We start from the raw sequence: 22,681 nt of genomic DNA, 5'->3' as shown, positions 1-22,681 counted from the left end.
TTGCCCGGAGGGGGCGGGTTGGTCGGGGGCTGAGGTTGCGGCCCTCGAGGTTGTCGGCAAGGACGATGAGCGCCACGTTGAGCCGCAGGGTTGCGGGCGTTCTGACCGCCCGATGCAGGCCCACCGCCACCCGGGCCGCGAACACGGACTCGGCGATTTTGCGCGCTGCTCCGTCGTCCACCTTCGAGCATGGGTCGAGGTGTCTGGCGTTCTTCTGGGGCGGGGTGAGAGAGGTGCCCGACCGAGAGGCCTGATCCCCGATGGGTGATGACGAAAAGGAGTTAAATAGAGACGGCCTTGCGCGGAGGACGACTGCCAGAACCGCGCTCTCCATTCTCCCGAAGGGTTATGGAGGTCCGCCATGTCGCTTCGCATCACCAGCCTGGGAACGGGGACGGTCAAACGTTCCGGCCTGGAGGTGAACTGGCCCTCGACCGCCTCCCGGCACCTGTTTTTTCTGCTGCTCAGCCACCCCCAGGGCTACAGCCGGTCGGAGATCATTCAGCGGCTGTCTCTGCACGCCGACGCCGACGGGGGACGCAACCACTTCAAGGTGACGCTCTACCGTCTGCGGCGGGCGCTGGGTGACCCGGCGGCGGTCGTGGAGCAAGACCACCGCTACCGCCTGGCCGAGCGGTATCACGAGCGCTCGGACCTGCACCTATACCGGGAGGCCCTGCGCGCGGGCAAGCGGGCCGAGACACGCGAGGAACGCCTGCGCCACTACGCCTACGCGCTGAGCCTCTACGCGGGCGACTTTCTGCCCGAGAACCCGGCGGAGTGGGCCGAGGAGGTCCGGACGTCGCTGTACACGGCCCACGTCCGCACGCTCCTCGAGGTGGCCTTTTTGCACTGCGACGGCCTGGAGTGCCATGCGGCGGTCCGCCACCTCGCGGGCGCCCTGAACCTGGACCCCCTGCTGGGCGAGAATTACCAGCAGGACCTGATCACGTGCCTGTGCCTGACCCAGGACGAGCACAGCGCGGTCACCCACTACCGGCGCTACCTGAGGTTCATCCAGCACGAGATCGGGGACAGCCCCATGCCCGGAACGGTGGACCTCGTCGAGCGCATCAAGCAGGGGCAGCCCTACCCGGCCCGGCACATCGGCTCCTCGTTGCCCTGCCCCCGGCGCGCCCTGGCCGGAGCCATCCTCATGCGCAAGGTCCGGCCGCCCAACCTCGACCTCCCGGCGCTCGCCGCGGACCTCGCCCGGAGCCACCGTCTGCTCGGCCTGGTGAGGCGCCTGAGTTCCAGCCGAAGCTGGAAGGGGCTGGCGGGGGGGGGGCGGGGCTTCCTGGTCGAGGAGGTCGGGGCGGGCTACGCCGGGGTGCTGCCGTACCCCCTCCCGGAGACGTGGCCGACGTCCGCCGCCCACCCCGCCCTGCCCCCGGACGTGCAGGCGGCTGCCCACGCGGCGCTGACGCGGGCCCTCGGGCAACCGGCGGGCGAGACGGGGCCCGCTCCCGAGCCCGGACCCCCCCTGGCCCTGGAGACGGTGGTGGACGGGACGGGCGCGCCCATCGCCGCCGTGTACGCCGCCCGCCCCGCGGGAAGTGGCGACTTCGGCGTCACCGACCGGGAGACGGTGGGCCGGGTGGCCTCGGCCCTGGGTCACGTGCTGGCGCAGCCGCGCTGGCACTCCCTTTCCCGGTGACGCGCCCTTTCCCAGGAGGTTTCCGATGACCCGCACGGGCGTTCTCGTCTCCCTCGCGGCCCTGGCCGCCCTGACGCTCTGCGCGGGGTGTGACACGGGGAGCGCGTCCGTCCGGGCCTCGGGGCCGGAGCTGCACCTGCGCGACGTGCAAAGCTGGGCCTACCAGTTGCAGAACTACCCCCGCCGCCTGGAGGAGGTCGCGGCCTCCCGCTTTCAACTGGTGGTCGTGGACTTCTCGGCCACAGGGGCGGACACGGACCGCTGGACCCCCCGGGAGGTGGCCCTCGCCCGGCGGGACAAGCTTCTGTTCGCCTACCTCAGCATCGGGGAGGCGGAGGACTACCGCTCCTACTGGCGACCGGGCTGGGGGCCGGGCCGCCCCGGGTGGATCAGCGCCCCCGATCCAGGCTGGCCCGGGAACTACGTCGTCGAGTACTGGCAGCCCGAGTGGCAGGCCCTCATCCTGGCGTACCTGGAGACGGTCATCACCCAGGGCTTCGACGGGGCTTATCTCGACCTCGTGGACGCCTACCAGTACTTCCCGGAGCGGGCGGGCGCCCGGCGCGAGATGATCGACTGGGTCTGCCGTCTCACGGCCCAGGCCCGTTCCCGCCGGGCCGACTTCCGGATCATCACCCAGAACGCCTCCGAGCTGATCTGGGAGGAGGGCGGACGGCTCGCCCGCTGCATCGACGCCACCGCCCAGGAGGAAACCTTTTACGCCGCCACCGACCGCCGGACTTCCGAGACGTACCGGAGCCACCAGCTCGGCGACTACGCCGAGTACCGCCGCCGGGGCCTCCCGGTGCTGACCGTCGACTACGCCGACGACTCGCAGAACGTCCGCGACGCCTACGCCACCGCCCGCGCCCACGGCCTGATCCCCTACGTCGCCGACCTCGAACTCGACCGGCTGCGGCTCAACCCCGGCGACCCCCAGTCACCCCCCTGGCCGTAACGCGGCTGGCCGACGGGAGAGCGGCGGCGCGGAACGTAGCCCGGCCTACCCCTCTCGACACCCGGGCGCAAGGCTCCGAACCTACAAGGTTATGCCTGGCTTAGCGCGGGGTAGCTCTCTTCTTGGGCTGCGTCCGCCATCGATACCAAAATTAGATGAGCACGAGTAACTGAAGATTTAAGCCTACCTTAAATTTGTAGGGGGGAATACTACTCCAGTTTGGAGGGGTATCTCCGTGAAACAACGTGTCAATCGTGAAATGTCGAGCCGGGGTTTGCACAGGCTCAGTCACCTCTTTGTAACTGACCGAGATAAAAGTTTCTTCATGTAAACGGGCCCACGGGCCTGCTGGCGGCGTTGTGGCGCGCTCAGGCGCGGCCACGAGACCTCTCATGGCTCGACAGGAGGAGCGAAGACAGTGCAAGACGTTTTGCTGATCGGCACGGCCTCCCCGCCCCTGGTCTCGGTGGGGCACATCCTCAGGGACCTCGGGTGTCGCCCCCGGCACGTCGCGGGTCCCGAGGGGGTCCGGGGGGAGCGGGCCGAGGCCGCGCTCGCCGTTCTGGTCGTCGGGGAGGTGGCGGTTCCGGAACTCGCGGCGATCTTGCAGGCCCTGCACCCGCTGCCCAGCGTGGTCGTGGGGCCGCTGCTGCCCGAGCGGCACGTCCGGTTGCTGCACAGGCTGGGGGCGCGGGCCTACCTCCCCTTCGGGACGCCACCCCACCAGAAGCGCGCCGTGCTGGCGGCGCAGTTGCCCCACGCCCGGGGTGAGACCCTGACCGTGGGCCCGCTGCGGCTGAACGTCGCGAGCGGCGCGGCGCACCTGCATGGGCAGCCCGTTGCCCTCACGCCGACGGAGTTCAGGCTGCTGCGCGTTCTGATGGAGCGCCCCGGCGAGTACCTCAGCCGCGCCGAGCTGGAGGCGCTGGCGGAGTGCGGCCAGGCCCCCACCCACCTGCACCACCTGCGGCACAAGCTGCTGCCCCTGTGCCCGACCCCGCTGCTGCGGTCGCGGCAGGGCGCCGGGTACTGCATCGACGCCCGCTCGGCCACCCGCCAGAGCGCGACCACGTTCACCTCCTTTCGCAGCCACCTGCAATTCCTGGCCTGATCTTTCCCCAAAGGGGGCGCCCTATGAAGACCATCCGTCACCGTGTGCCGAACCCCTCCCCGGCGTCCCCCCGTCCCGGCAAGCTGGACCTGGACCGGGAGCTGAAGGTGCTGCGGTCCCGGCTGGAGGGCGTGCTGCGCGTCAACGCCGAACTCGAGCGGCGGCTCGCCCGGTTAGAGGACCTCGACCGCCTGCGCGGCGCCCTGTCCCCCCGCCGCGACCTGGGCATCGACCTGTAGGGCCGGGGCGCGAGACGAGCCGACGAGGATGACCGGGCCAGCCGTGATGGTCACCGAGGGGACCTACCCGCTTTATCTCGGGGGGGTCAGCGTCTGGTGCGAGCAACTGGTCTCGGGCCTGCACGACTTCGACTTCCACGTGCTCGCCCTGAGCGGGGCGCCCGACGCCGTGCGCTGCGCCCTGTCCCCCAACGTCCGGCAGGTCACGGTGCTGCCCCTGTGGGGGGAGGGCGGCGCGCGCTCCCGGGGCGCCCGCTTCCGGCGCGCGGCCTTCGAGGAACCCTTCGCCCGCCTCGTCGGGGCGCTGCTCAGCCCGGACCAGGACGCGACCCGGCTCTTCACCCGGGCGCTGGGAGACCTCGTGACCTTCGCCGGGCGGCACGACCTGAACGCCGCGCTCGGCGACCCGCGCAACGCCGACCTGCTGTTTTTCCTGTGGGCGCGCGGGGCCACCCTCGCGCCGGGCGGCGCCCGGCCCCCGACCGCCATTCCCGCCCCCACCCTGCGCGACGCACTCGACGCGGCCCTCTGGCTGGCCCACCTGCTGCGCCCGCTCGCGCCGCCTCCCCCCGAGGGCAGACTCACCCACGCCGTGTCCAACGGGCTGGCCGCGCTGCCCGCCCTGGCGAGCAAGCACGCCTACGGCACGCCCTTCATCCTGACCGAGCACGGGGTCTACCTGCGCGAGCGCTACCTCGCCCCCGCCTCCAGGTACCTGTCTCCCGGCACCCGCGCCTTCTTGCTGCGCTTTTACCTGCACCTCACCCGGGCCGCCTACGCGGCCGCCGACATCATCTCGCCCGCCTCGAACTTCAACATCCGCTGGCAGCGCCACCTGGGGGCCGACCCCGCCCGAATCCGCCCGGTGTACAACGGGATCGAACCCGACCTCTTCGCGTTTCCCACGGCGGGTCCCGAGACCCCCACCGTCGCCTGGGTCGGGCGGATCGACCCCATCAAGGACCTCGAAACCCTGATTCGCGCGCACGCCCTGGTGCGGGCCCAGGTGCCGCAGGCGCGGCTGCGGCTCTTCGGCCCGGTGCCCGCCGGGAACGAGGCGTACGCCGCTCGGTGCCGCGACCTCATCGGGGAACTCGGGCTCGGCGAGCACGTCACCTTCGAGGGCCGCGTGCCCACCGTCGCGCAGGCGTACGCGGCGGGGCACGTGGTCGCCCTCTCCAGCATCTCGGAGGGCTTTCCGTACTCGGTGATCGAGGCGATGGCGACCGGGCGGCCCATGATCGCCACCGACGTGGGCGGGGTGCGGGAGGCCATCGGGCCGACCGGGCTGGTCGTGCCGCCGCGCCACCCGGAGGCCTTCGCGGGGGCCGTCGTGCAGCTCCTGAGCGACGCGCCCCGGCGCGCGCGGCTGGGCGAGGAGGCCCGCGAGCGCGTGCTCACGATGTTCACCGTCCAGCACTGCGTCCAGGCGTACCGGCAGATGTACACCGAACTCGCCCACACCGCCCCCCGACCCCCGGCCAAGGAGGTGACGCATGTCCGCGAACACGCTGCCCCGGGCCGCCGGGTCGCCGCTCCCCCCTCCCCTTCTGGCGCTGGGACGTGAGCTGGGCCCCGCCTGCGCCCACGCCACCCAGGCCGAGGAGATCGCCGCCGCGCTGGAGGCCAGCGGCCTCAACGACGACGTGGCCCGGGACCGTTACGGCCAGCCCAGCGTGTTCGCCTGCGCCCAGGTCCTGTTCGGGGCCCTGCCCTACCGGGACCCCGCCCCGCTGGCCGCGCCCCGGGTGCCCGTCCCCTGGACGCTCGCGCCGCGCGGCGTGCTCTACGCGATGCCGGGGGCCGCGCTCGCCGTCGCGGTCGCCGAGCTGGGCGGGGTGCCCGGCGCGCAGGCGGCGCTATTCACCTCGGTGGTGTTCGCCTGGGGCTGGAGCCAGGGCATGGCGAGCCTGGGCTACGCCCTCACCGGGGCCCGGCAGCGGCGCTTTCTCCAGCGGGCCGTGCTGTGGGCCGCGCCCGCCTGCGGGGTGACGGCGGCGGTCACCGCGCCTCTCCTGAACCAGCCCTCCCTCCCCGCCGGGGTGGTCGGGGCCCTCGCGGGGCTGTCCCTGACCGCCTTCGGCGCCCTGCTGGTGCTCAACCGGTCCCTGCTGGCCTTCCTGGCCTACCTGCCCAGCCTGATCTACGGGCTGTGGGGGGCGCTGTGGCCGCAGTTCCCCCTTCCCGTGGTCGCGGCCTGGACCGTGCTGGCGTCGGCGGCCCTGCTGCCCCTGGGGGCGGTGGCCGTCCGGGCAGGACGGGTTTCCGGGCCGCCCACCCCGCCCCCGGCCTGGACCCAGGCCCTGCTCCACGCGGCGGCGGGCTGGTCCTGCGCGGTGTTCGTGAACGTGGCCTTCGGCGCGGCGATCTGGGAGCGGCTCGGCGTGGGCGCCCTGCTGCCCGTCGTGGTGAGCGTCGGGGCGATGGAGGTGCTCAGCCTGAGCTACCAGGCCCGCTTGCAGGCCCTCGGGCGCGCGCACGGCCACCTGCGCCGCGCCGCCCTGCTCGGGCTGCTCACCCTGCTGGGGGCGGCCCTGCTCTACGCGGCGGCCCTGGTCGTTTTGATCGGCGTGTACGTCCTGGTCACCCAGCCCGTCGGCCTGGACGTGCTGCGCGCGGGCGCGGTTTCCGCCCTCCCCTTCCTCGCGCACGTCCCGGCGCTGCTCCTCGGCGCGGTGCCGGGCCACCTGGGCCCGCTGGTGGCCGCGTGCCTCGCGGGGCTGGTCCTCGTGGCGCTGGCCTCCCAGGTCCGCCTCTACGCCCTCGCGCGCCGCCGGGGCGCCCTCCTCGGCGTGCTCACGCTGCTGGGCGCGCCCCTGCTGAACGCGGCGGTGGTGATCGTGCTGGTGAGCGGCCACGTCCTGTTCACCCGGCCCGGCGGGGCCGACCTCGTGCGGGCGGGCGCGGCGCTCACCCTGCCCCTGATCGCGTACGGCACGGCGCTCTTTCTCGGGGCGGTGCTGAGCAACCTCGGGCAGGTCCGGGTGACGCTCGCCGCCTGGGCCCTCGCGGGGCTGACCCTGCTCGCCGCCGACCTCGCCGACCTGCCGTTCGTACCCGTCGTCGGCGTCCTCGTCGCGCTGGCCGTGCTGCTCGCCGGGATGCTGGGTGCGCTGGGCCGCCCCACCACCTACCGCTGAGGCCCGGCCATGAACAGGCGCCCCCCGCTCCCCCGGCCCCGGTCCCGCTCGCCCACGTCGCCCCCCCCCGAGCGTCCGGCCCCGCGCCCCCCCGCCCCTCTCGAAGCCCGCCCCTCCCGGGTGGGCCCCCAGGAGCACCCCCCATGACCCAGCTCGTCGCCGTGACCGGCGCAGAAGGCTTTATCGGTTCCCACCTCGTGGAAGGACTCGTCCGGAGCGGCGCGCGGGTGCGCGCGATGGTGCAGTACAACTCCTTCAACTCGTGGGGCTGGCTGGAGACGCTGCCGGGCGACGTGCTGGAGGGGGTTGAGGTCTGCCCCGGCGACGTGCGCGACCCCGGCTCGGTGCGCGGCCTGATGGAGGGCGCGCACACCGTGTACCACCTCGCGGCCCTGATCGCCATCCCCTACTCGTACCAGGCGCCGCGCTCGTACATCGAGACGAACGTGATCGGGACGCTGAACCTGCTGGAGACGGCCCGGCACCTGGGCACGCCCCGATTGGTCCACACCTCCACCAGCGAGGTGTACGGCACGGCCCGCACGGTGCCCATCCACGAGAGCCACCCCATTCACGCCCAGTCGCCCTACGCGGCGTCGAAGGCGGCGGCGGACCAGCTCGTGGGGAGCTACGTGGCGAGCTTCGACCTCCCGGTGGTGACCCTGCGGCCCTTCAACACCTTCGGGCCCCGGCAGTCGGCGCGGGCGGTGATCTCCAACATCATCGCGCAGCTCGCGGCGGGAGAATCCAGCGTGCGGCTGGGGGACCTGACGCCCACGCGCGACTTCACCTTCGTGCGCGACACCGCCGCCGCGTTCATGGCGGTCGGCGAGGCCGGGCCGCAGGTGCTGGGCAAGGCGCTCAACGCGGGCAACGGCCAGGAGATCAGCGTGGGCGACCTGCTGGGGCTGATCGCGGACATCATGGGCGTCCCCGCGCGGGTGGAGCAAGAAGAGCGGCGTGTGCGGCCCGCGCAGTCCGAGGTGCGGCGCCTGGTGTGTGACAGCGGCGAGCTGCGGCGCCTGACCGGCTGGGGGCCGCGAACGACCCTGCGCCGGGGCCTGGAGGAGACGGTCGAGTGGTTCACCGACCCGCGCAACCTCGCCCGCTACAAGACCAACCTCTACAACGTGTGATCCCCGCCCACCCTTCCTGGAGGTGCCCCATGCACGCCGTGATTCTCGCCGGAGGAAAAGGCTCTCGCCTGCGCCCCTACACCACCTGTGTTCCCAAGCCGCTGATGCCCATCGGGAACCGTTACGCGATCCTGGAAATCCTGCTGATGCAACTGCGCCACCAGGGGTGCCACAGCATCACCCTGGCGGTCGGCCACATGGCCCCCCTGATCCGCGCGTTCGTGGGCGACGGCAGCCGCTTCGACCTGGCGGTCCGGTACGTCGAGGAGACGCACCCGCTGGGCACGGTGGGGCCGCTGCTGCCCATCGCGCAGGACCTTCCCGAGAACTTCCTGGTGATGAACGGGGACGTGCTGACCGACCTCAACTTCGCGGCGCTGCTGGAGGCGCACGGGCGGGCGGGGACCCCCATCACGGTCGCCACCTACCCGCGGCAACTCCACAGCGAGTTCGGCGTGCTCGACATCCACCACGACCAGATCGTCGGCTTCCGCGAGAAGCCCGTGTTCGACTTCGAGGTCAGCATGGGGGTGTACGCCTTTACCCGCGCCGCCCTGGCCGGATACCCGGCGGGCGAGCCGCTGGGCATGGACCGGTTGATCTGCGACCTGCTGCGCCAGGGGAGATGGCCGGGCAGCTTCGCCTTCCGGGGCTACTGGCTGGACATCGGGCGCCCCGACGACTACGACCTCGCCAACCAGCAGTTCGACGAGCTTCAGCCCCGGCTGCTTCCCCAGGTGGCGCTGCACGTCCTGAAGCCCGCCGCCCACGTGGCGATCTAGGGCCCTGCGTGCGGCTGCTCATTCTCGGCGCCCACGGTTTCCTGGGCCGACACGTCCACGCCCACCTCGCCCGGCAGCCCGGCCTCAGCGTCCGGGCGGGGCCCCGCTCCCGGGCCCTCGACCTCTCCAGCGTCGCCAGCGGCACCTGGCTCGACCTGCTCGACCAGGCCCGGCCCGACGCGGTCGTCAACTGCGCGGGGCGCACGTCGGGCGACCTCGCCGAACTCACCCGCGCGAACGTCACGCTCGTCGAGCACCTGATCGAGGCGGTGGCCGCCTGCGGGCGCCCCATCCACGTCGTGCACCTGGGCTCGGCCGCCGAGTACGGCCCGCACCCCGGGGCCGTGGACGAGGACGCGCCCCCCCGGCCCGGCAGCCCGTACGGGGTCACCAAACTCGCGGGCACGCACGCGCTGCTCGCCGCGCGGGGGGCGTTTCCCGTCACCGTCTTGCGGGTGGGCAACCCCATCGGGCGGGGCCAGAGCGAGGGGTCGCTGCCGGGCCGCGCCGCCCTGGAGTTCCAGCGGGCCGTGCAGCTCGGGTTGCCGGACGTGACCTTCGGCGACCTGAGCGCCCGCCGTGACTTCATCGACGCCCGCGACCTCGCCCGCGCGGTGGAGACCGTGGTGCGCCGCCCACCCGCCGACCCGGTGCTCAACGTCGGGCGCGGCGAGGCGGTGCCCGCCCGGCCCCTGATCGAGGAGCTGGCTCACCTCGCCGGATTCCGGGGGCGCATCCACGAGAACGCCGCCGGGTCGAGCCGCTCGGGAGCGGTGCCCTCCCAGCACGGGGACACCCGCCGCCTGCGCCGCCTGGGCTGGGCCCCCGCCTACAGCCTCCAGGACGCCCTCGCGGCGCTCTGGCAGGGCACCGTCCGCGCGAACACCCACCGCCTGCCGGTGACCTGAGCAGGAAAGGACGTCCCCATGAACCCCAGCCGCTTTTGCAGCCTGCTCACCGTCACCGCGGCGCTGCTCACCGCCTGCAACGCCCCCACCACCGGCGCGCCCACCGGCGCCGTGGACTCCCCGGAACTGCACACCCAGGGCAAGGCCAAGGGCAAGGGCCACAAGCACTTCCAGTCCACCACGCCCGCCCAGCCCAGGGGCCGCAACCTGCAAAAGCTGCCGGACTTCCGGGGCCCGCCCATCCCCAAGCCGCCCCCGTCCTCGCCGGGCACGTTCCGGTCCCAGGCCCTCACGGGCACCGCCAACCCGAACGTGTTCGCCCTGCGGATGCTGGTCGTCACCGCCGGAGCGGGCGATCCCAACCTCGAGACGGCCAGGACGCTGCTCGGCCAGGCGGGGGTGCCCTTCGACGTTCTCGACGCCACCGCGGCGGTCCTGACGGAAGGGGCCCTCATGAACGCCGACGGCTCGGGCCGCTACCAAGGCGTCATCCTGACGAACAACGCCCTGCTGTACGAGGCGAACGGCCAGTGGCAAAGCGCCCTGGACGTGCCGGAGTGGCAGCTCCTGTGGGAGTACGAGCGGCTGTACGGCGCGCGGCAACTGGCCCTCTACACCTACCCCGGAACCTGGCCCGAGGACTACGGCCTGCGCCCCGTGGACGGCAGCGCCTCCGACACGGCGGACCTGCGGACCACCGCCGCCGGGGGGGCCGTGTTCCGGGACCTGCGCCCCGGGGCGACGGTGCCGGTCCGCCACGCCTGGAACTACCCCGCGACCGTGACCGCCGCCGAGGGGGTCGCGGGCACCCAGCCCCTCCTGACCGACGCCGGGGGCCGCGTGCTGGCCGCCACCTCGGCCACCACCGACGGACGCGAGCGGCTGGCGCTGACCTTCGCCCACAACCCGTTCCTGCTGCACAGCCAGCTCCTGAACCTCGCGCTTCTCGACTGGGTGACCCGGGGGCTGTACGTCGGGGAGTACCGCCGCTACAACCAGCTCGACATCGACGACTGGTTTCTGCCCAACGACCGCTACGACCCGGCGACCGGGCAGATTGCCCCGGACAGCTTCCGTATCTCGGCCCAGGACGCCCTGTCCCTGCGCAATCAGCAGACGGCGCTGCAAACCGGGTACGACGTTGCCACGACCTTCCGCTTCGCCATCGCCTACAACGGCGGCGGTGCCAACACGGCGGCGCCCCTGAGCTGCGACCCCGCGGCGCCCAGCCCCGACCCGCTGAGCAGCATGAGCCGGTGCCTCGCGGGCAGCTTCGACTGGTTCAACCACACCCGGGATCACCTGTACATGGATTTTCTCTCCCGCGACGAGTCCTACGTGCAGGTGAACAGCAACAAGAGCATCGGCGTGAAACTCGGGCTGGTGCGCAGCACCCGCAGCCTCGTCACGGGCGACATGTCGGGCTTGGGCTACTACAACCCGGACGGCGAAGGGGTCAAGACCGACTTTGGGCTCCAGGCCTCCAACATGAACTTCCTGCTGGCGTCTCAGGACGCCGGGGTGCAGTTCCTCGCGTCCAACCACTCCGTGAGCAGCCAGTGGGACCCCTCGTGCCACAACTGCGGGATGGACCACCCCCTGAACCCCACCATCTTCCTGGTGCCCCGCTGGCCCACCAACATCTTCTATTACGCCACCGACCCCGCCGAAATCGCCGCGTCGTACAACGCGGTCTATGGCCCGGGGGGCACGCGGCCCTACTGGGACCACAACCTGAGCTACGCGGAGGTCCTCGACAAGGAAAGCGACCTGGCGCTCTCGCACGTGCTGGCGGGCGGCGCGTACCCGCACTACATGCACCAGTCCAACCTGCGCGAGTACACGCCAGGCCGCAGCGTCGCGAGCGACTGGGAACGGGCGCTGCTCGACAAGTACACCCGCTACAGCACCCTGCCGCTCAAGACGCTGCGTTGGGACGACCTGGGCGTCTACATGAAGCGCCGGACCGTCTTCATGAAGGCCAACGTCCGGGCCGTCGTGAACCGGGCCGCCCGGCGGGTGTCCATCACCTCCCCGGCGGGGGGCGCCGTCTACGTCACCGGACTCACCGCCGGCCAGAGTGTCGAGCAATACGGCGGGCGGCCGATCAGCTCCTGGAACTTCAGCCCCAACCAGACGCGCACGTTCAATCTGCCTTGAAAAGAGGGCGCGGCCCCCCGTTCAGGAGAGGCCGTTTCCCTGTCCCGGCCCCGGGCCTCACGCCCACCCCACGTCTGGAGACCCATGACCAAGACCCGCACCGGGAGCCCATGCCCCGCCCATCCCCAGCCCCCTCCCCGTGATTTCGCCGTGTACTACGGGCAGGGCCGTGTCCGGAAATTGGGGACCTTCCAGACGGTGGTCCTGCAAGCCGGTCACTACTCCCCGGCCCAGGTCCGTCGGTTGCGGGCGCGCGGGGTCCGGACGCTCGCGTACCTGAGTGTCGGGGAGGACCCGACGCCCGCGCCCACGCCCTGGCCGCGCCGCCGCGCGAACGCCACCTGGAACACCTGGTACGTGGAGGTCGCGCACCCGGCGTGGCGGGCCCACCTCCTCAACCAGGCCGGGGAGTACCTCCGCCATCACGACGGTCTGCTGCTGGACACCCTCGACGGCAGCTTCCTGTTCCCCGAGGACCGCCCTGGCCTGCTGGACGCCGTCCGCCTCCTGCGGGAGACCTTTCCCGGGGCCTACCTGCTCGCCAACCGGGGCTTCGACCTGCTGCCCGAGCTGACCTCCCTGGTCAACGGGGTCTTGATCGAGTCGTTCAGCACGACCTGGGAGGACGGCTACCGCTCCCTCCACCCCCACGAACTCGACTACACCTCCAGCCTGCTCACGCGCCTCCAGGGAAGCGGCCTGGACGTCTACGCGCTGGACTACGCCCGGACCGCCCAACAGCGGCGGGCGGCGCGGCGCCGGGCCGAGGAGTTCCGCATCCCCACTTTCATCAGCAGCCGTGAGCTTTGCTCCCTCTGACCCCCACTGGAGTCGGACGACACGAAGCCTCCACCTTTCCCCGACCCCAAACGGCGGGATTGCCCCCACCGACGAAAACCCCCAGAAGCCCTGGGCTGGTCTCTCCAGCGTCCATACACGGAGGCCACGCCCTGCCGCCTCGAAAGAGCGGCACTTCCTCCAGACCCTGAACCGCATTGGGCACAAGTTAAGGGTGGCTTTAGACCCGGCCCTGTGACTCAGGTTAGGCTGAGACATGAACTTGACCATCGTCTTGGTAGATAACAAGACCCTCTACATTGAAAAGGCAAGTTCCGAGCAACAGGCTCAATTGAGAAAAATTATCACTGAGGGACGTGGCAGCTTTGAGTTCGTGCAGGACCAGCGCACCTACCTGATTAATGCGACCAACATAATCTATATCGAGACGAATGGTCTGTCTTGAATCCATTGTTTCTACACAAGAGGTTGGTGACCGTGGGTTTCTATCCGTCACAAGCAACCGACACCGCTTAGGGCTGGGTGAGTAAGGCCAAGACGACACGTGACCGAAGTGGAGCCCAGGCTTTGGCCCGAACCGAGCGAACCTGTGCTTCGACCGGAGGAGAGAAGCCCTCTTTCCACGCCACAAAAATTGCTGGATCGTGTCGGGACCCCGATACGCCCGCATACGCCGCGAACTGTCGGCTCGTCTCCATCGTGCTTAGCCCGTTCGTCCCCACCGACACCGTTGGGGACACCAGAAAACCGAAGCCCGGCAGAGCTTGCAGCAGCTCGACCCGGCGCCCAAGGTGGAGCACGGTATTCACCCATGCCCACGGTTCGCGGTCCAGCGCCTCAATCTGCCCGGTTAGGAACGCGATCCGTGCCTCCGTGAGCTGCACCACCAGCATGTCGGCTTCCAGACGCTGTTTCAGCGAGTGCCGCCGGCTCTTGGCCCGTACCAGCTCCTTGACGATGGCCTCCCGTTCCTGAACAAAGAGTTTCAATACTTCAAGTTCAGCACCGGGTGGTGTCCACGCTTTGGGCTGCATCGTCGCCTCCGCGCCCGCTGCCCCAGGAATCGCCGCTCCCAATCTTGCCGAACCCTCTGCGCCCGCCCCAACACTTCGCCGACGTCAAGGCGCGAGCCCGCTGCACCGCCGGGTGGTGTCGAAGAAGTGGTGAAGGGTCAGGGCCTGTTCGCCGTCGATGCGCCGGAGTTCCAAACCGTTCGGGCGGTGGGCCAGGAGCGGCGAACCCTCACCGGCCAAGTCCGGGGCAGGAGAGAAGCTGAGGGAGCCTGCCCGGGCCAACAGGAGGGGCCGCGCCGACCTCTCCCCCACTACGGGCCACAGGGCGGAGGGCAGCAGATGAAAGGTGACCTGCACCGCGAGAGGCGACACCGGCGCGAGGCCGGCCGCGAGTGCGACCAGCCACAGAGCGAGGTCCGGGGGAAGAGGTCGGGCGGGGACCGGCAAAGGTGACAGGCGCATGGCGATCTCCCTACCAACTCAAAGGTAAGAACCCCGCCCCGAGGCGCGCTGGGGTTTCACCCGACTCGCGCAGCGCCGCCCGGGGAGTATGGGGCGCTCACTTGCCGGGTGCGCGCGACGACCAGCAAATCGTTGTCGCTCCCCCGGGCGAGATCGATGCCCGGAACGCCCACGCACACGATCCGGGCGGGTCGTCCGCTCGGGCGGAACACGACGCGCTCGAGGCGCAGCATGTCCTCCGGGAGCCATTCCTGGGTCGGAACGACAATCAGGGAGGCGACGTTCTTCTCGTCGTGCCCCCTCAACATGTCCCCTTCCTTGCCGTCACCATGCGGTGAGTGCACGGAGGACGTGGTTTTGTCCAACGGAGATGCTGCTGAAGAACCGGTGCGCCCCCTCCCGCCCTTCGGCGCCATCAGAAGAGCGGCAGCTCACTGCCGCTCAGGGGGTCCGGCGCGCGCTCAATCTCCGGACGGGATGGGTACACCGCGCCCTGGGCGGTGATCACCGGCTCACGCCACTAAGAGTTGAGGCTGCTGGCGGCGATCTCCGCTCCCGTGTGCTGCACTTTAGGGTGCAGACCGGCCCGCCCCTCTCCTCGGTACCGCAGCGCCTACACGTACTCCTGGACGACGGCTTCCGGCAGGGCCGCGGTGCCCACATCGACGCCGGCTACGTGGGCGGTGGACTTCAGGGAAGCTAGGTCGCCGTGCTCGAAGTGCACCTGCCCCGCTCCACATCCACAGGGGTAAACGGTATCAGCAGGCTCCGGAACATCTCGTCACCGAGTAGGGCGGCCACGGGGAGGGTGCTCTGCAACGTGACGTGCAGGCGCACCTGGCTGTGCCGCGAGGCGGCCTCCACGCTCAGGCCGGTGATGACGGGACGTAGCGGGCTGCCCAACAGCAGGCCCTTCATGGTGGCCACGGTCGCACCTGTAGGCGGTGAGGGGTCAGCGAGCTTTTTAGGGGTAAGGGGGCTGACAGCCGCCCGTACCCGACTGATGGAGCTTTAGAAATTTGTTGACGGGCAAGCGGATGGGAGCTGCGTAGTCGTGAACGAAGAGGCGTCGATTCGGACTCCGCCAGAGGTACCCACAATTGAGTCACCGCACTTCGGCTGTTCGTAGGAAAGTAGGCCACTGAACCTTCGCATGGACAGCCCAGCTCGCTGCTCTTAACGTTAAGAGCGCCTTGCCTTCTTCCCCTGCGGTCCAGTGAATACCTTCTCCAGTTCGGAGAGCAGGTGCTGCACCTGTTTGCGTTGCTCCTCACCAAGGCGAGCCATCGTACGCTGATCAAGCAGGCTCCGCACGCGGTCAAGCTGGTCCTTGTGTGCAGGAGCTGGCCGCGCGGCAGCGGCAATTTCACGGACGCCGAGGTTCTCCTCCAGGGTCCGCTGTATGAGGGTTTCACGAAGCTGCCGATCCTTGATACGGGCAAGCGCCGCCGCCCGGGTGTACTCCAGTTTTCCCTGCCGCATCAGGTTGAGCAACTCCGCAGGGAAACGGAGCACGCCCGCCTTGTTGGAGGCGAACGAGCGCCAGGAACTCCGACCGAGCCGCGCGAAAACCTGGTCCAGCTGCTCCACCACCTCAGGCTGGGGTGCCCGGCGCTGGGCGTGCAGCAGGGGCAAGACTTCACCCACCGCGATCCCGAGCTGCCGTGAAACGATGGTGAGGGTTGCTTCGACCTCGTCCAGCGGATTGAGGTCTTCCCGCTGCAGGTTCTCCAACGCCGCCATCAGGTCGGCTTCCTCGTCCGAGACCTGCCGCACGGTCGCAGGGATCTCGGTCAACCCCGCCAGCCGGGCGGCGCGGACCCGCCGTTCCCCCGCAATCAACTCGTACTCCCCTTCCACCTCACGCAGCAGCACCGGTTGGAGGACCCCCTGTTCGCGCACGCTCTGCGCCAGGGAGGCCAGCGACGCCTCACCAAAGAAGCGTCGCGGTTGGCCGGAGCGCAGGGTGATCCGGTCCAGGGCGACCGGCTGCACGGCGGGAGACCGGTCCTCCACCGCGCCGAGCAGGGAGCCGAAGGCGTCGGCCCGGCTCCTCCTGGCGGTCTTAGGCATGGGCGCTCACCCCCAGGGCCGCGAGGAGTTGTTCAGTCGCCAACATAATTTCCCCCACAGCCGGGCTGCGGTGGGAGTAGGCGGGCAGCGGCTCGCCGTGCAGTTGGGAGTCCGGGTACAGGGCGGGACGATACGCCAGGGGCGCGCTAATGGGCGCGAGGTGGCCGAAGCCCGCCCGCAGTTGAGCCAGGCTCTCCCGGCTGTGGTTGGTCGTGTCGTTGTACTGCGTCACCAGGATCATGGCAAGGGTCAACTCCGGGTTGGCCTTGCGGAAGCGCGCCAGCATCTGGACCACCGTCTGTAGGCCCTTGAGCCCCTTGCCGCTCGCGGGCACCGGCACCACCACATAGCGGGCGGCGATCACCGCGAGCGCGCTAAGCTGACCCAGGCTCGGGGGTGGATCGATCAGGACAAAGTCGTACCGCCCCGTCAGGGGTCGCAGGGCCTCCTTCAGGCGCAGCACTCCCATCAATTGTCCCGGCAGGACCGGCTCGATGGTAGCGACGTCCAGGTGGCCGGGGATCAGGTCGAGACCGTGCGCACGCACAGGTTCAGGCAACGCGTATTCCGCGTCGTCGTCCCCGAGTACTGCCGGGTACAGCGTGTCGCCAAGTTCGACGTCACGGGAGACGCCATCCCGGTCGATCCTGCGCACACCCAGCCAGTCGGTGAGATTGGCCTGCGGGTCCGCGTCGATCAGGAGCACGCGGTGGCCGAGCTGAGCCAGCGTGAACCCGATGTCTCGCACGCTGCTGGTCTTGCCCACGCCGCCCGCATGGTTGAAAAACGTGATGACCTTCATAGCTGGGGCCATGCTACCCCGCCGGGAGACGGTCCAGCAGAACTCTGCCTTCCCCCATTCGTAACGGCAGACTATGGGTGTGCGTTCAGGAGCGTCTTGACCTGCCGAGCGATTTCCGCGCGGTCCTCCTGGGGACGGCCAAGCAACCGGGCATGCAAGTCTTGCAGGGTGGCTACCGGCAGGCGAGCGAGGTCCTCTTTGCGCACCCCCTCACCCATCAACAGGAATGCGAGAGTCCGCGTGAGGTCCTCGGCAGAAGGCGCGCGCACGACCTCATCCAGCGCCTGCACGTCCTGTCTGACCCGCACCTGCGCGCGCTGGCGGCCCTCCTCCACCACCTCCGGCGCCTGAGTGCCCTCAGGCCACGCGTACTTGCCGTTGCCATACGAGCGCACCACGTCGAGCACGAAGCCGACATAATTCTGTGGCGCGTACCCACGCTCCACGATCGCCCGCGCCTGTCTTACCCCGTCGCGCACGTGCTCCGGATAGTCGAGCGCCACCTTCTTGGCTGCCACGATGGGTACCCTCATGGCAACGAGGAGCGCGACGAGTTCGGCATCGGGCTCCGGGACGGCCTGCCCGAACACGTAGCTCACCACCTGTTTTTTTCCCCGCCCGGTGATCGAGACCTCGCGCAAGTACTTGGCCCCCAAAAGGTCGTCGTGGATGGGTTCGAGCGTACGGCGAATCTTGTCCGGTTTGTCGCTGGCGATCCCGCAGCGCTGGGCGAGCTCCATCAGGTTAATTTGGAAACTCACGGTGCGTGACTGGTGCTGGACGGGGTCGTGCCGCAAGGCATCAAGCACCCGGTACGCGGCGCGCGCCGGCTGCCCGAGCTGGCGCAGCAGGGTGCTGCTCACGGGTTTGAAATATCCGTTGCGGATATTGCGCGTGAGTTCTCGCGGAAGGGTGACTGCGATCAGCTTGGCCCCCTCGGTGTCCCGGCGAGCCCGAGTAAACACCAGCTTCTCGATCAGCCGGAACCCGGCGGTGACCCAGTCGTCGTCCTCGTGGCTGCGCCAGGCGCCGCTGATCCAGTACTGCGTGGCGCTGAGCCGCTCCAGACTCTCGCGCATCATCCGGCGGTTGGCACCGCTGTCGTCCAACCCGCACATCTGCAGCAGCCGGTACATCGTGAAGCCGAAGCGCCCGTCTTCCGGGCAACCGTGCTCGATGTAGAGCTCCTGCAACGCCAGGTAGGAGTCGTTGTCAATGCCGTGGGGCACACCATACTTCTGCGCGCCGTTGCACTCGATCTCTCCCAGAACCCCAGCCCGTTCGAAGGCCACCTTCCAGGCGGTGTAGTCCGGCGCGATCTTGCGCTGAATCGAGATCAGCCCGAGTTGCCCTACGTTGAGGTCCTCGCGAAGCATCATCTCCTGCTCGGGCTGCTTGACCACGCATCCTCCAGAACGTCTTAGTGTAGCCCTCACCACGGTTTTTCGCCACACCGTTGTGAATGGGGGAAGAGCGAGCACCCCACCCCGTTCCGAATGGGGGCTTTTGCCTTTTTCTCCGCGCCAGAACGACGTTTCTATCATTTTCCTCCAGACCCCGTTGCGAATGGGGGAAAGCCGGGTGTAAGTCCCGTTATCAATGGGGGATTTGAGGGGCCTGAGCCGTCACGAATGGGGGAAATGGACCCGTTACGAATGGGGGAAACGGACCGTTATGAATGGGGGGAACTGGAGCCGGCACCCCGTCATGAATGGGGGGAAACGGGGGGAAAATACCGGTATGAATGGGGGATTTTCCCGTTACGAAAGGGGGAGAATCCCGGTAAAACGCCGTGCTGGACACGACAGCCCCGCCCTCTGATGATGTTTCGTATCAAAGTAGTAAACAATCAAACAAAGAGACTTCATCATTCACGCCCGTTTGTTCCCAGATGCCCTGAAGTCCTGGAAGTGCTGGTCCCAGTGGACCGGCCTGTAAGGAAGGGGGCCATCGGCAGGGGAGGGGAGACCGGGACGGGCTGTTCGCGCACTTGTCGCGGGCTGCTGGACTCCCGGTCCACCGGGGCAAGTCAACTGCGCGAATTCGGTGGGATTGAGGGAGCCCAACAGCAAATGCTGTCAACGCCGGAATGATTCGGTTCTGGCGCCGTCCCGGTGCGACCCCTCCCCTGAGGCGGCCAGCAGCCCGGCACGCAACAGATCGGACTTCGCGCGGCCGTACATCTAGACATCTGGCACCTGAAGAACAGAGGGGGGCTGAACTCCGGTGAGAGCCCCTGTGGATGAGCCTGGCGAACACCGCGATGAGGGATGGCCGTAGCCGCCCGCAGCGCTCATGTGGGACCACCCTGGTCAGGCACTGACCGGCGCAGTGACGTTCCGCCTCAGCCCGTCCATTACTGCCAGGTCCAGAGAGCACTCACCGGCAGGGCATGGAGGCGCTCTCCAAAGGGAACCGCGCGCGGCCCCAGGTGCAGCACGATTCCCCGGTGAAAACGGTCCGACTGGTCGGCCTGCAACGCCCGCAAGCCCTGAAAATCTCCCACGTTCGGCGTCGCTGTCGCCTTGACCTCGACGCCGACCAGGCGGCCGTCGGGGTGCTCGAGCAGGAGATCGACCTCCTGGCCGGTCTGAGTGCGGTAGTGATACAGGGTCGGCGTCGCCTCACTCCAGGCCGAGGCCTTGAGCAGTTCCAGCGTCACAAACGCCTCCAGGAGAGGCCCGAGGTGGTGCCGCTCACGGCGGAGCCTCGGAACGTCCAGTCCCAGCAGGTGGGCGGTGAGCCCGGTGTCCACAAGCTGGATTTTGGGGCTCTTGGTGAGCCGTTTGCCCTGGTTGCTGGCCCAGGCTGGAATGGTCAGGCTCAGGAAGACGGCCCCGAGCAGAGACAGGTACCGCTTCAGGGTGGTCTGTGGCAGGCCGCTGTCCCGGGCGAGGTCGGCGACATTCAGCAGCCCTGAGGACCGGGCGGCCAGCAGGGTGAGCAGGTTGGGCAACTGCGAGAGGCCCTCGACCCGGGCCAGCTCCTGCACGTCGCGGGTGAGGATGGTGGTGAGGTAGGACCGGAAGAACGCCCGGCGGCGGGCGGCTGCGCGTCCCTGGGCCTCGGGGTAGCCACCGGTGACCTCGGACGCTTGGCACGAAGCCTGGGTGAGGGTTGGAAGGTCTATCTGCCCAGGGACCCGCAGGCTTACCACGTCGCGCGGGTCCTGGTGAGTCCGGAGGGGCAGACCTTCTTCGTCGGAGTGACGCCGGGGCGGGCGGAGCAGCGCTATGGCACCCCGTACGTGAATTGGCGAGACGTGACGGCCGACACCGTGCGTGCTCTGGCCGCCCGTGATCCCGGGGTGGTCAGTACCGGCCAGCACGTTCTGTGGGTGGTCAAGCCCCCACAGGCCCAGGGGGACTACGAGACGACCGCCGAGCATGGGTGAGCACGGTGATCGGCAAGGCGGATGACCTCGCCGAACAGTTGCAGGGTTGGTCCGAGATGCGGCGCAACCTCGAGCAGCCCTCGCCCGCCGACCTCGGGCGACAGGTCGAGGTGGAGGCTGTTCAGGAGCTGCACAACCTGATGCCACTCGAGTGGGAGATGATCCCGAACCTGCTGCTGGCCTCGGGGGGCGACGCGGACGCCATCCTCGTGTCACCGGTGGGGGAGAAGTACGTGGTGGATGTGAAGGCCAGGACGGACCGGATGGACCTGGGAGCGCCAAGGGGCGACCGGGTGAAGTCGTGGCGGGAGCTCCATGACCAGGTGCGGCACGCGGCGCGCCAGCTTCGGGGGGTGCCCGTGGTGTGGCAACCCCGCGCCCGGGACACGGACTTTTCGCTGATCGGCGAGGTGTGGTGTCTGCGTGGGGGGGCGACGGAGCTGCTCGAGGCCCTGGAGACGCTGGGAGGTGCGGATGGCGGGGGAGGACCGCACGAGGTGCTGGGGGTAGCGCCGGACGCCTCGCCGGAGGAGATCCGGGCGGCGTACCGGGAGCTGGCCAAGAGGTATCACCCGGACCGGGTGGGGCATCTGGGGCCGGAGTTCCGTCAGTTGGCCGAGCGTCGAATGAAGGCGATCAATGCGGCGTATCAGAAGCTCGTGGGTTGAAACGCTTAAAAGCAGGTGGTGGAAACGACCCCTCGCAGGTCGGCAGGGTGTGGGGTCCGTGGGGCGGGATTGCGGATGCAGGGGGGGCCGAGAAGATGTCCTGGTGAGCCTACGCAAGCCAGGGGTTACTCACCGGTGGCGATGAGCATGCAGGGGCGCTCGATCAGGTCGGGGCGGCCCCACTGGAGCCAGCCAAGCATGGTGTGGAGTAGCGGCTCTCCCGGGCAGCGCTGCTCGCCGTAGCGCCAGGGCTGCCGCATGAGCGCGGCCAGGTGTTCGGGGGCGAAGTGCCCAGTAAGGAAGACGCCCAGGTCGTACAGGCGGGCGAACAGCACCTCGGCGGGAGCGGGAGTACGTTGCAGGATCTGGTCGAGTTCGCCGGGGCGCAACTGGAGCAAACGCTGGACGACTGTCGGCTCGATGGGCAGGGGACGCAGGGGGCGGTACCGCTGCTGGGCAGGAACGACGGCAAGGGTCCGCACGGGGAGCGGTCCGGCTTGCAGGCTGGAGGCGATGTCCAGCCGGGCGCCGCCGGGCCAGAGCAGATGGTGGCCGTTTGTACTTACCTGCACCCGAGCGAAGAGGGTGCGCAGACGCAGGGTCCGGTACGTCTCGACGGCCAGCAGGGGGGTGAGGTCAATGCGGTGGGTCTGCTCGCCGCCGAGGGTCACCCACAGCTGGTGACTGCCCGGCTCGACCAGGACCTCGGTGATCGGTCCTGGCTTGGGGACGTCTGGCCTGGATTGTGGTGGGGAGGCGCTGTCCGGCTGCCTCATCCCCAGCTCCCGGAGGGCGGATGCGGATACAGCGTGGACTCGACCTGATGCAGGTCGCCAGCCTGGATGGCCGCGAAAGGTGTGGGCCATCGGGCGGCTGTGCGACGGTGAGGGCTATGCCATTGCCAGTGCAGCAGGCCGCGGACGTCCTCCGCGGTCATGTGGTAGGCGTGCCCGAGAGCGAGCATGAGGTCCAACAGGACGCACCCCTCTTATTGCAAAAGAGCACGAACAGTTATAGGTCAGGATTTCATGGAGGAGAGTTACACCAATGGCTGTGTGAATTTCAGGAGCGCCTGCATGCCACAGGGATTTTACCTGTAGACATTAACTTTAGGTCCCGAGATTGCCGACGCATTGTGGCAACCAGACTTTACATTAAAAAGATTCCCATCTTAGACATATCCAAGCTACTTGGACATAAGCATGTAAATACGACTGTGCGCTATATAGCTCATGTGGGGGGTGACATTGCAAGATATCTTGAAGAGGCGTGAGAGGACTGATCCACCTCAAGTGCCTCCGTCGCGCGGAGGCCAACTGCCTGGCTGCGAAAGCTTTCCACCTGGAAGCGCTCTTTTCCATACGAACAAATTGTAAAAAA

Annotated in this window: 23 protein-coding genes and 1 pseudogene; 15 read left to right on the top strand and 9 right to left on the bottom strand. The window is 69.1% G+C overall.

Going from position 1 to position 22,681, the window contains the following annotated elements; translation table 11 throughout:
• Positions 1-361: 361 nt before the first annotated feature.
• The 12 genes from A7B18_RS00325 to A7B18_RS00270 all read left to right on the top strand — a co-directional run bounded on the left by A7B18_RS00325 (position 362) and on the right by A7B18_RS00270 (position 13,334).
• The gene (locus A7B18_RS00325) at positions 362-1,657 is read left to right on the top strand and encodes an AfsR/SARP family transcriptional regulator (RefSeq protein ID WP_102124683.1); all 1,296 of its coding nucleotides are present in this window, start codon (positions 362-364) and stop codon (positions 1,655-1,657) included.
• A 25-nt stretch (positions 1,658-1,682) separates the two neighbouring features.
• Complete coding sequence (locus A7B18_RS00320) at positions 1,683-2,615, top strand: MJ1477/TM1410 family putative glycoside hydrolase (protein WP_102124682.1); 933 nt, start codon at positions 1,683-1,685, stop codon at positions 2,613-2,615.
• 418 nt (positions 2,616-3,033) lie between these two features.
• The gene (locus A7B18_RS00315) at positions 3,034-3,726 is read left to right on the top strand and encodes a winged helix-turn-helix domain-containing protein (RefSeq protein WP_102124681.1); all 693 of its coding nucleotides are present in this window, start codon (positions 3,034-3,036) and stop codon (positions 3,724-3,726) included.
• A 23-nt stretch (positions 3,727-3,749) separates the two neighbouring features.
• Positions 3,750-3,965: a hypothetical protein gene (locus A7B18_RS00310; protein WP_102124680.1), complete on the top strand. Its 216-nt coding sequence runs from the start codon at positions 3,750-3,752 to the stop codon at positions 3,963-3,965.
• 28 nt (positions 3,966-3,993) lie between these two features.
• Positions 3,994-5,532: a GT4 family glycosyltransferase PelF gene (gene pelF / locus A7B18_RS00305; RefSeq protein WP_102124679.1), complete on the top strand. Its 1,539-nt coding sequence runs from the start codon at positions 3,994-3,996 to the stop codon at positions 5,530-5,532.
• Positions 5,462-7,105 carry a hypothetical protein gene (locus tag A7B18_RS00300; protein ID WP_102124678.1) on the top strand — a complete coding sequence of 548 codons (1,644 nt, stop codon included), beginning with the start codon at positions 5,462-5,464 and terminating at the stop codon, positions 7,103-7,105. Before pelF ends, A7B18_RS00300 begins: the two co-directional genes overlap by 71 nt.
• Positions 7,106-7,248: 143 nt before the next feature.
• Positions 7,249-8,241, top strand: a complete 993-nt coding sequence (locus A7B18_RS00295) for a GDP-mannose 4,6-dehydratase (RefSeq protein WP_102124677.1) — start codon at positions 7,249-7,251, stop codon at positions 8,239-8,241.
• A gap of 29 nt (positions 8,242-8,270) precedes the next feature.
• A complete protein-coding gene (locus A7B18_RS00290) occupies positions 8,271-9,023 on the top strand; it encodes a nucleotidyltransferase family protein (protein ID WP_102124676.1) in 753 nt (250 codons plus the stop codon).
• Positions 9,024-9,031: 8 nt separating this feature from the next.
• Entirely contained in the window at positions 9,032-9,931 is a 900-nt protein-coding gene (locus A7B18_RS00285) for an NAD-dependent epimerase/dehydratase family protein (protein WP_102124675.1), read from the top strand.
• 18 nt (positions 9,932-9,949) lie between these two features.
• Positions 9,950-12,091, top strand: a complete 2,142-nt coding sequence (locus tag A7B18_RS00280) for an Agd3-related carbohydrate-binding protein (protein ID WP_102124674.1) — start codon at positions 9,950-9,952, stop codon at positions 12,089-12,091.
• 84 nt (positions 12,092-12,175) lie between these two features.
• Positions 12,176-12,910, top strand: coding sequence for an endo alpha-1,4 polygalactosaminidase (locus A7B18_RS00275; RefSeq protein WP_146009394.1), 735 nt, complete (start codon positions 12,176-12,178; stop codon positions 12,908-12,910).
• Between the two features lie 235 nt (positions 12,911-13,145).
• Positions 13,146-13,334: a hypothetical protein gene (locus A7B18_RS00270; protein WP_102124673.1), complete on the top strand. Its 189-nt coding sequence runs from the start codon at positions 13,146-13,148 to the stop codon at positions 13,332-13,334.
• Positions 13,335-13,401: 67 nt separating this feature from the next.
• On the opposite strand, the gene A7B18_RS00265 is transcribed toward A7B18_RS00270, so the two are convergent.
• The 8 genes and pseudogenes from A7B18_RS00265 to A7B18_RS21710 all read right to left on the bottom strand — a co-directional run.
• Entirely contained in the window at positions 13,402-13,923 is a 522-nt protein-coding gene (locus A7B18_RS00265; protein ID WP_102124672.1) for a transposase, read from the bottom strand.
• 84 nt (positions 13,924-14,007) lie between these two features.
• Positions 14,008-14,364, bottom strand: a complete 357-nt coding sequence (locus A7B18_RS00260) for a hypothetical protein (RefSeq protein WP_102124671.1) — start codon at positions 14,362-14,364, stop codon at positions 14,008-14,010.
• A gap of 56 nt (positions 14,365-14,420) precedes the next feature.
• Positions 14,421-14,672: a hypothetical protein gene (locus tag A7B18_RS00255; RefSeq protein ID WP_102124670.1), complete on the bottom strand. Its 252-nt coding sequence runs from the start codon at positions 14,670-14,672 to the stop codon at positions 14,421-14,423.
• A gap of 391 nt (positions 14,673-15,063) precedes the next feature.
• Positions 15,064-15,291 (bottom strand): hypothetical protein, encoded by a 228-nt coding sequence (locus A7B18_RS00250; protein ID WP_102124669.1) that lies wholly within the window; start codon positions 15,289-15,291, stop codon positions 15,064-15,066.
• Between the two features lie 255 nt (positions 15,292-15,546).
• Positions 15,547-16,437, bottom strand: coding sequence for a ParB/RepB/Spo0J family partition protein (locus A7B18_RS00245; protein ID WP_102124668.1), 891 nt, complete (start codon positions 16,435-16,437; stop codon positions 15,547-15,549).
• The gene (locus A7B18_RS00240) at positions 16,430-17,239 is read right to left on the bottom strand and encodes a ParA family protein (protein WP_102124667.1); all 810 of its coding nucleotides are present in this window, start codon (positions 17,237-17,239) and stop codon (positions 16,430-16,432) included. Before A7B18_RS00240 ends, A7B18_RS00245 begins: the two co-directional genes overlap by 8 nt.
• A gap of 71 nt (positions 17,240-17,310) precedes the next feature.
• Positions 17,311-18,642 (bottom strand): replication initiator protein A, encoded by a 1,332-nt coding sequence (locus A7B18_RS00235; protein ID WP_102124666.1) that lies wholly within the window; start codon positions 18,640-18,642, stop codon positions 17,311-17,313.
• A gap of 1,130 nt (positions 18,643-19,772) precedes the next feature.
• A pseudogene (locus A7B18_RS21710) lies at positions 19,773-20,231 on the bottom strand (DUF4143 domain-containing protein); the annotation flags it as partial.
• Between the two features lie 102 nt (positions 20,232-20,333).
• Here A7B18_RS21710 and A7B18_RS21705 point away from each other — a divergent pair.
• Entirely contained in the window at positions 20,334-20,633 is a 300-nt protein-coding gene (locus A7B18_RS21705; protein ID WP_180969937.1) for a hypothetical protein, read from the top strand.
• Positions 20,630-21,301 carry a J domain-containing protein gene (locus tag A7B18_RS00225; RefSeq protein ID WP_219722060.1) on the top strand — a complete coding sequence of 224 codons (672 nt, stop codon included), beginning with the start codon at positions 20,630-20,632 and terminating at the stop codon, positions 21,299-21,301. Before A7B18_RS21705 ends, A7B18_RS00225 begins: the two co-directional genes overlap by 4 nt.
• A 125-nt stretch (positions 21,302-21,426) precedes the next feature.
• On the opposite strand, the gene A7B18_RS00220 is transcribed toward A7B18_RS00225, so the two are convergent.
• On the bottom strand, positions 21,427-22,077 hold the full coding sequence (locus A7B18_RS00220; protein ID WP_180969936.1) for a DUF2442 domain-containing protein: 651 nt from the start codon (positions 22,075-22,077) through the stop codon (positions 21,427-21,429).
• A 20-nt stretch (positions 22,078-22,097) separates the two neighbouring features.
• Here A7B18_RS00220 and A7B18_RS23020 point away from each other — a divergent pair, with 20 nt between their 5' ends.
• Positions 22,098-22,574: a tyrosine-type recombinase/integrase gene (locus A7B18_RS23020; RefSeq protein ID WP_102124799.1), complete on the top strand. Its 477-nt coding sequence runs from the start codon at positions 22,098-22,100 to the stop codon at positions 22,572-22,574.
• The last annotated feature ends 107 nt before the right edge of the window (positions 22,575-22,681 follow it).

Source organism: Deinococcus planocerae (genome assembly GCF_002869765.1).
GTDB lineage: Bacteria > Deinococcota > Deinococci > Deinococcales > Deinococcaceae > Deinococcus > Deinococcus planocerae.
This window is presented reverse-complemented; position numbering and strand designations above follow the sequence as displayed.

Bases quoted from the DNA above. Each gene is read 5' to 3' on its own strand.
- pelF (WP_102124679.1), top strand. From the start codon at position 3,994: ATGACCGGGCCAGCCGTGATGGTCACCGAGGGGACCTACCCGCTTTAT.
- A7B18_RS00300 (WP_102124678.1), top strand. From the start codon at position 5,462: ATGTCCGCGAACACGCTGCCCCGGGCCGCCGGGTCGCCGCTCCCCCCT.
- A7B18_RS00245 (WP_102124668.1), bottom strand. From the start codon at position 16,437: ATGCCTAAGACCGCCAGGAGGAGCCGGGCCGACGCCTTCGGCTCCCTG.
- A7B18_RS00275 (WP_146009394.1), top strand. From the start codon at position 12,176: ATGACCAAGACCCGCACCGGGAGCCCATGCCCCGCCCATCCCCAGCCC.
- A7B18_RS00270 (WP_102124673.1), top strand. From the start codon at position 13,146: ATGAACTTGACCATCGTCTTGGTAGATAACAAGACCCTCTACATTGAA.
- A7B18_RS00220 (WP_180969936.1), bottom strand. From the start codon at position 22,077: ATGAGGCAGCCGGACAGCGCCTCCCCACCACAATCCAGGCCAGACGTC.
- A7B18_RS00255 (WP_102124670.1), bottom strand. From the start codon at position 14,672: ATGTTGAGGGGGCACGACGAGAAGAACGTCGCCTCCCTGATTGTCGTT.
- A7B18_RS00310 (WP_102124680.1), top strand. From the start codon at position 3,750: ATGAAGACCATCCGTCACCGTGTGCCGAACCCCTCCCCGGCGTCCCCC.
- A7B18_RS00325 (WP_102124683.1), top strand. From the start codon at position 362: ATGTCGCTTCGCATCACCAGCCTGGGAACGGGGACGGTCAAACGTTCC.
- A7B18_RS00265 (WP_102124672.1), bottom strand. From the start codon at position 13,923: ATGCAGCCCAAAGCGTGGACACCACCCGGTGCTGAACTTGAAGTATTG.
- A7B18_RS23020 (WP_102124799.1), top strand. From the start codon at position 22,098: ATGCGGATACAGCGTGGACTCGACCTGATGCAGGTCGCCAGCCTGGAT.
- A7B18_RS00295 (WP_102124677.1), top strand. From the start codon at position 7,249: ATGACCCAGCTCGTCGCCGTGACCGGCGCAGAAGGCTTTATCGGTTCC.
- A7B18_RS00320 (WP_102124682.1), top strand. From the start codon at position 1,683: ATGACCCGCACGGGCGTTCTCGTCTCCCTCGCGGCCCTGGCCGCCCTG.
- A7B18_RS00290 (WP_102124676.1), top strand. From the start codon at position 8,271: ATGCACGCCGTGATTCTCGCCGGAGGAAAAGGCTCTCGCCTGCGCCCC.
- A7B18_RS00260 (WP_102124671.1), bottom strand. From the start codon at position 14,364: ATGCGCCTGTCACCTTTGCCGGTCCCCGCCCGACCTCTTCCCCCGGAC.
- A7B18_RS00280 (WP_102124674.1), top strand. From the start codon at position 9,950: ATGAACCCCAGCCGCTTTTGCAGCCTGCTCACCGTCACCGCGGCGCTG.
- A7B18_RS00240 (WP_102124667.1), bottom strand. From the start codon at position 17,239: ATGAAGGTCATCACGTTTTTCAACCATGCGGGCGGCGTGGGCAAGACC.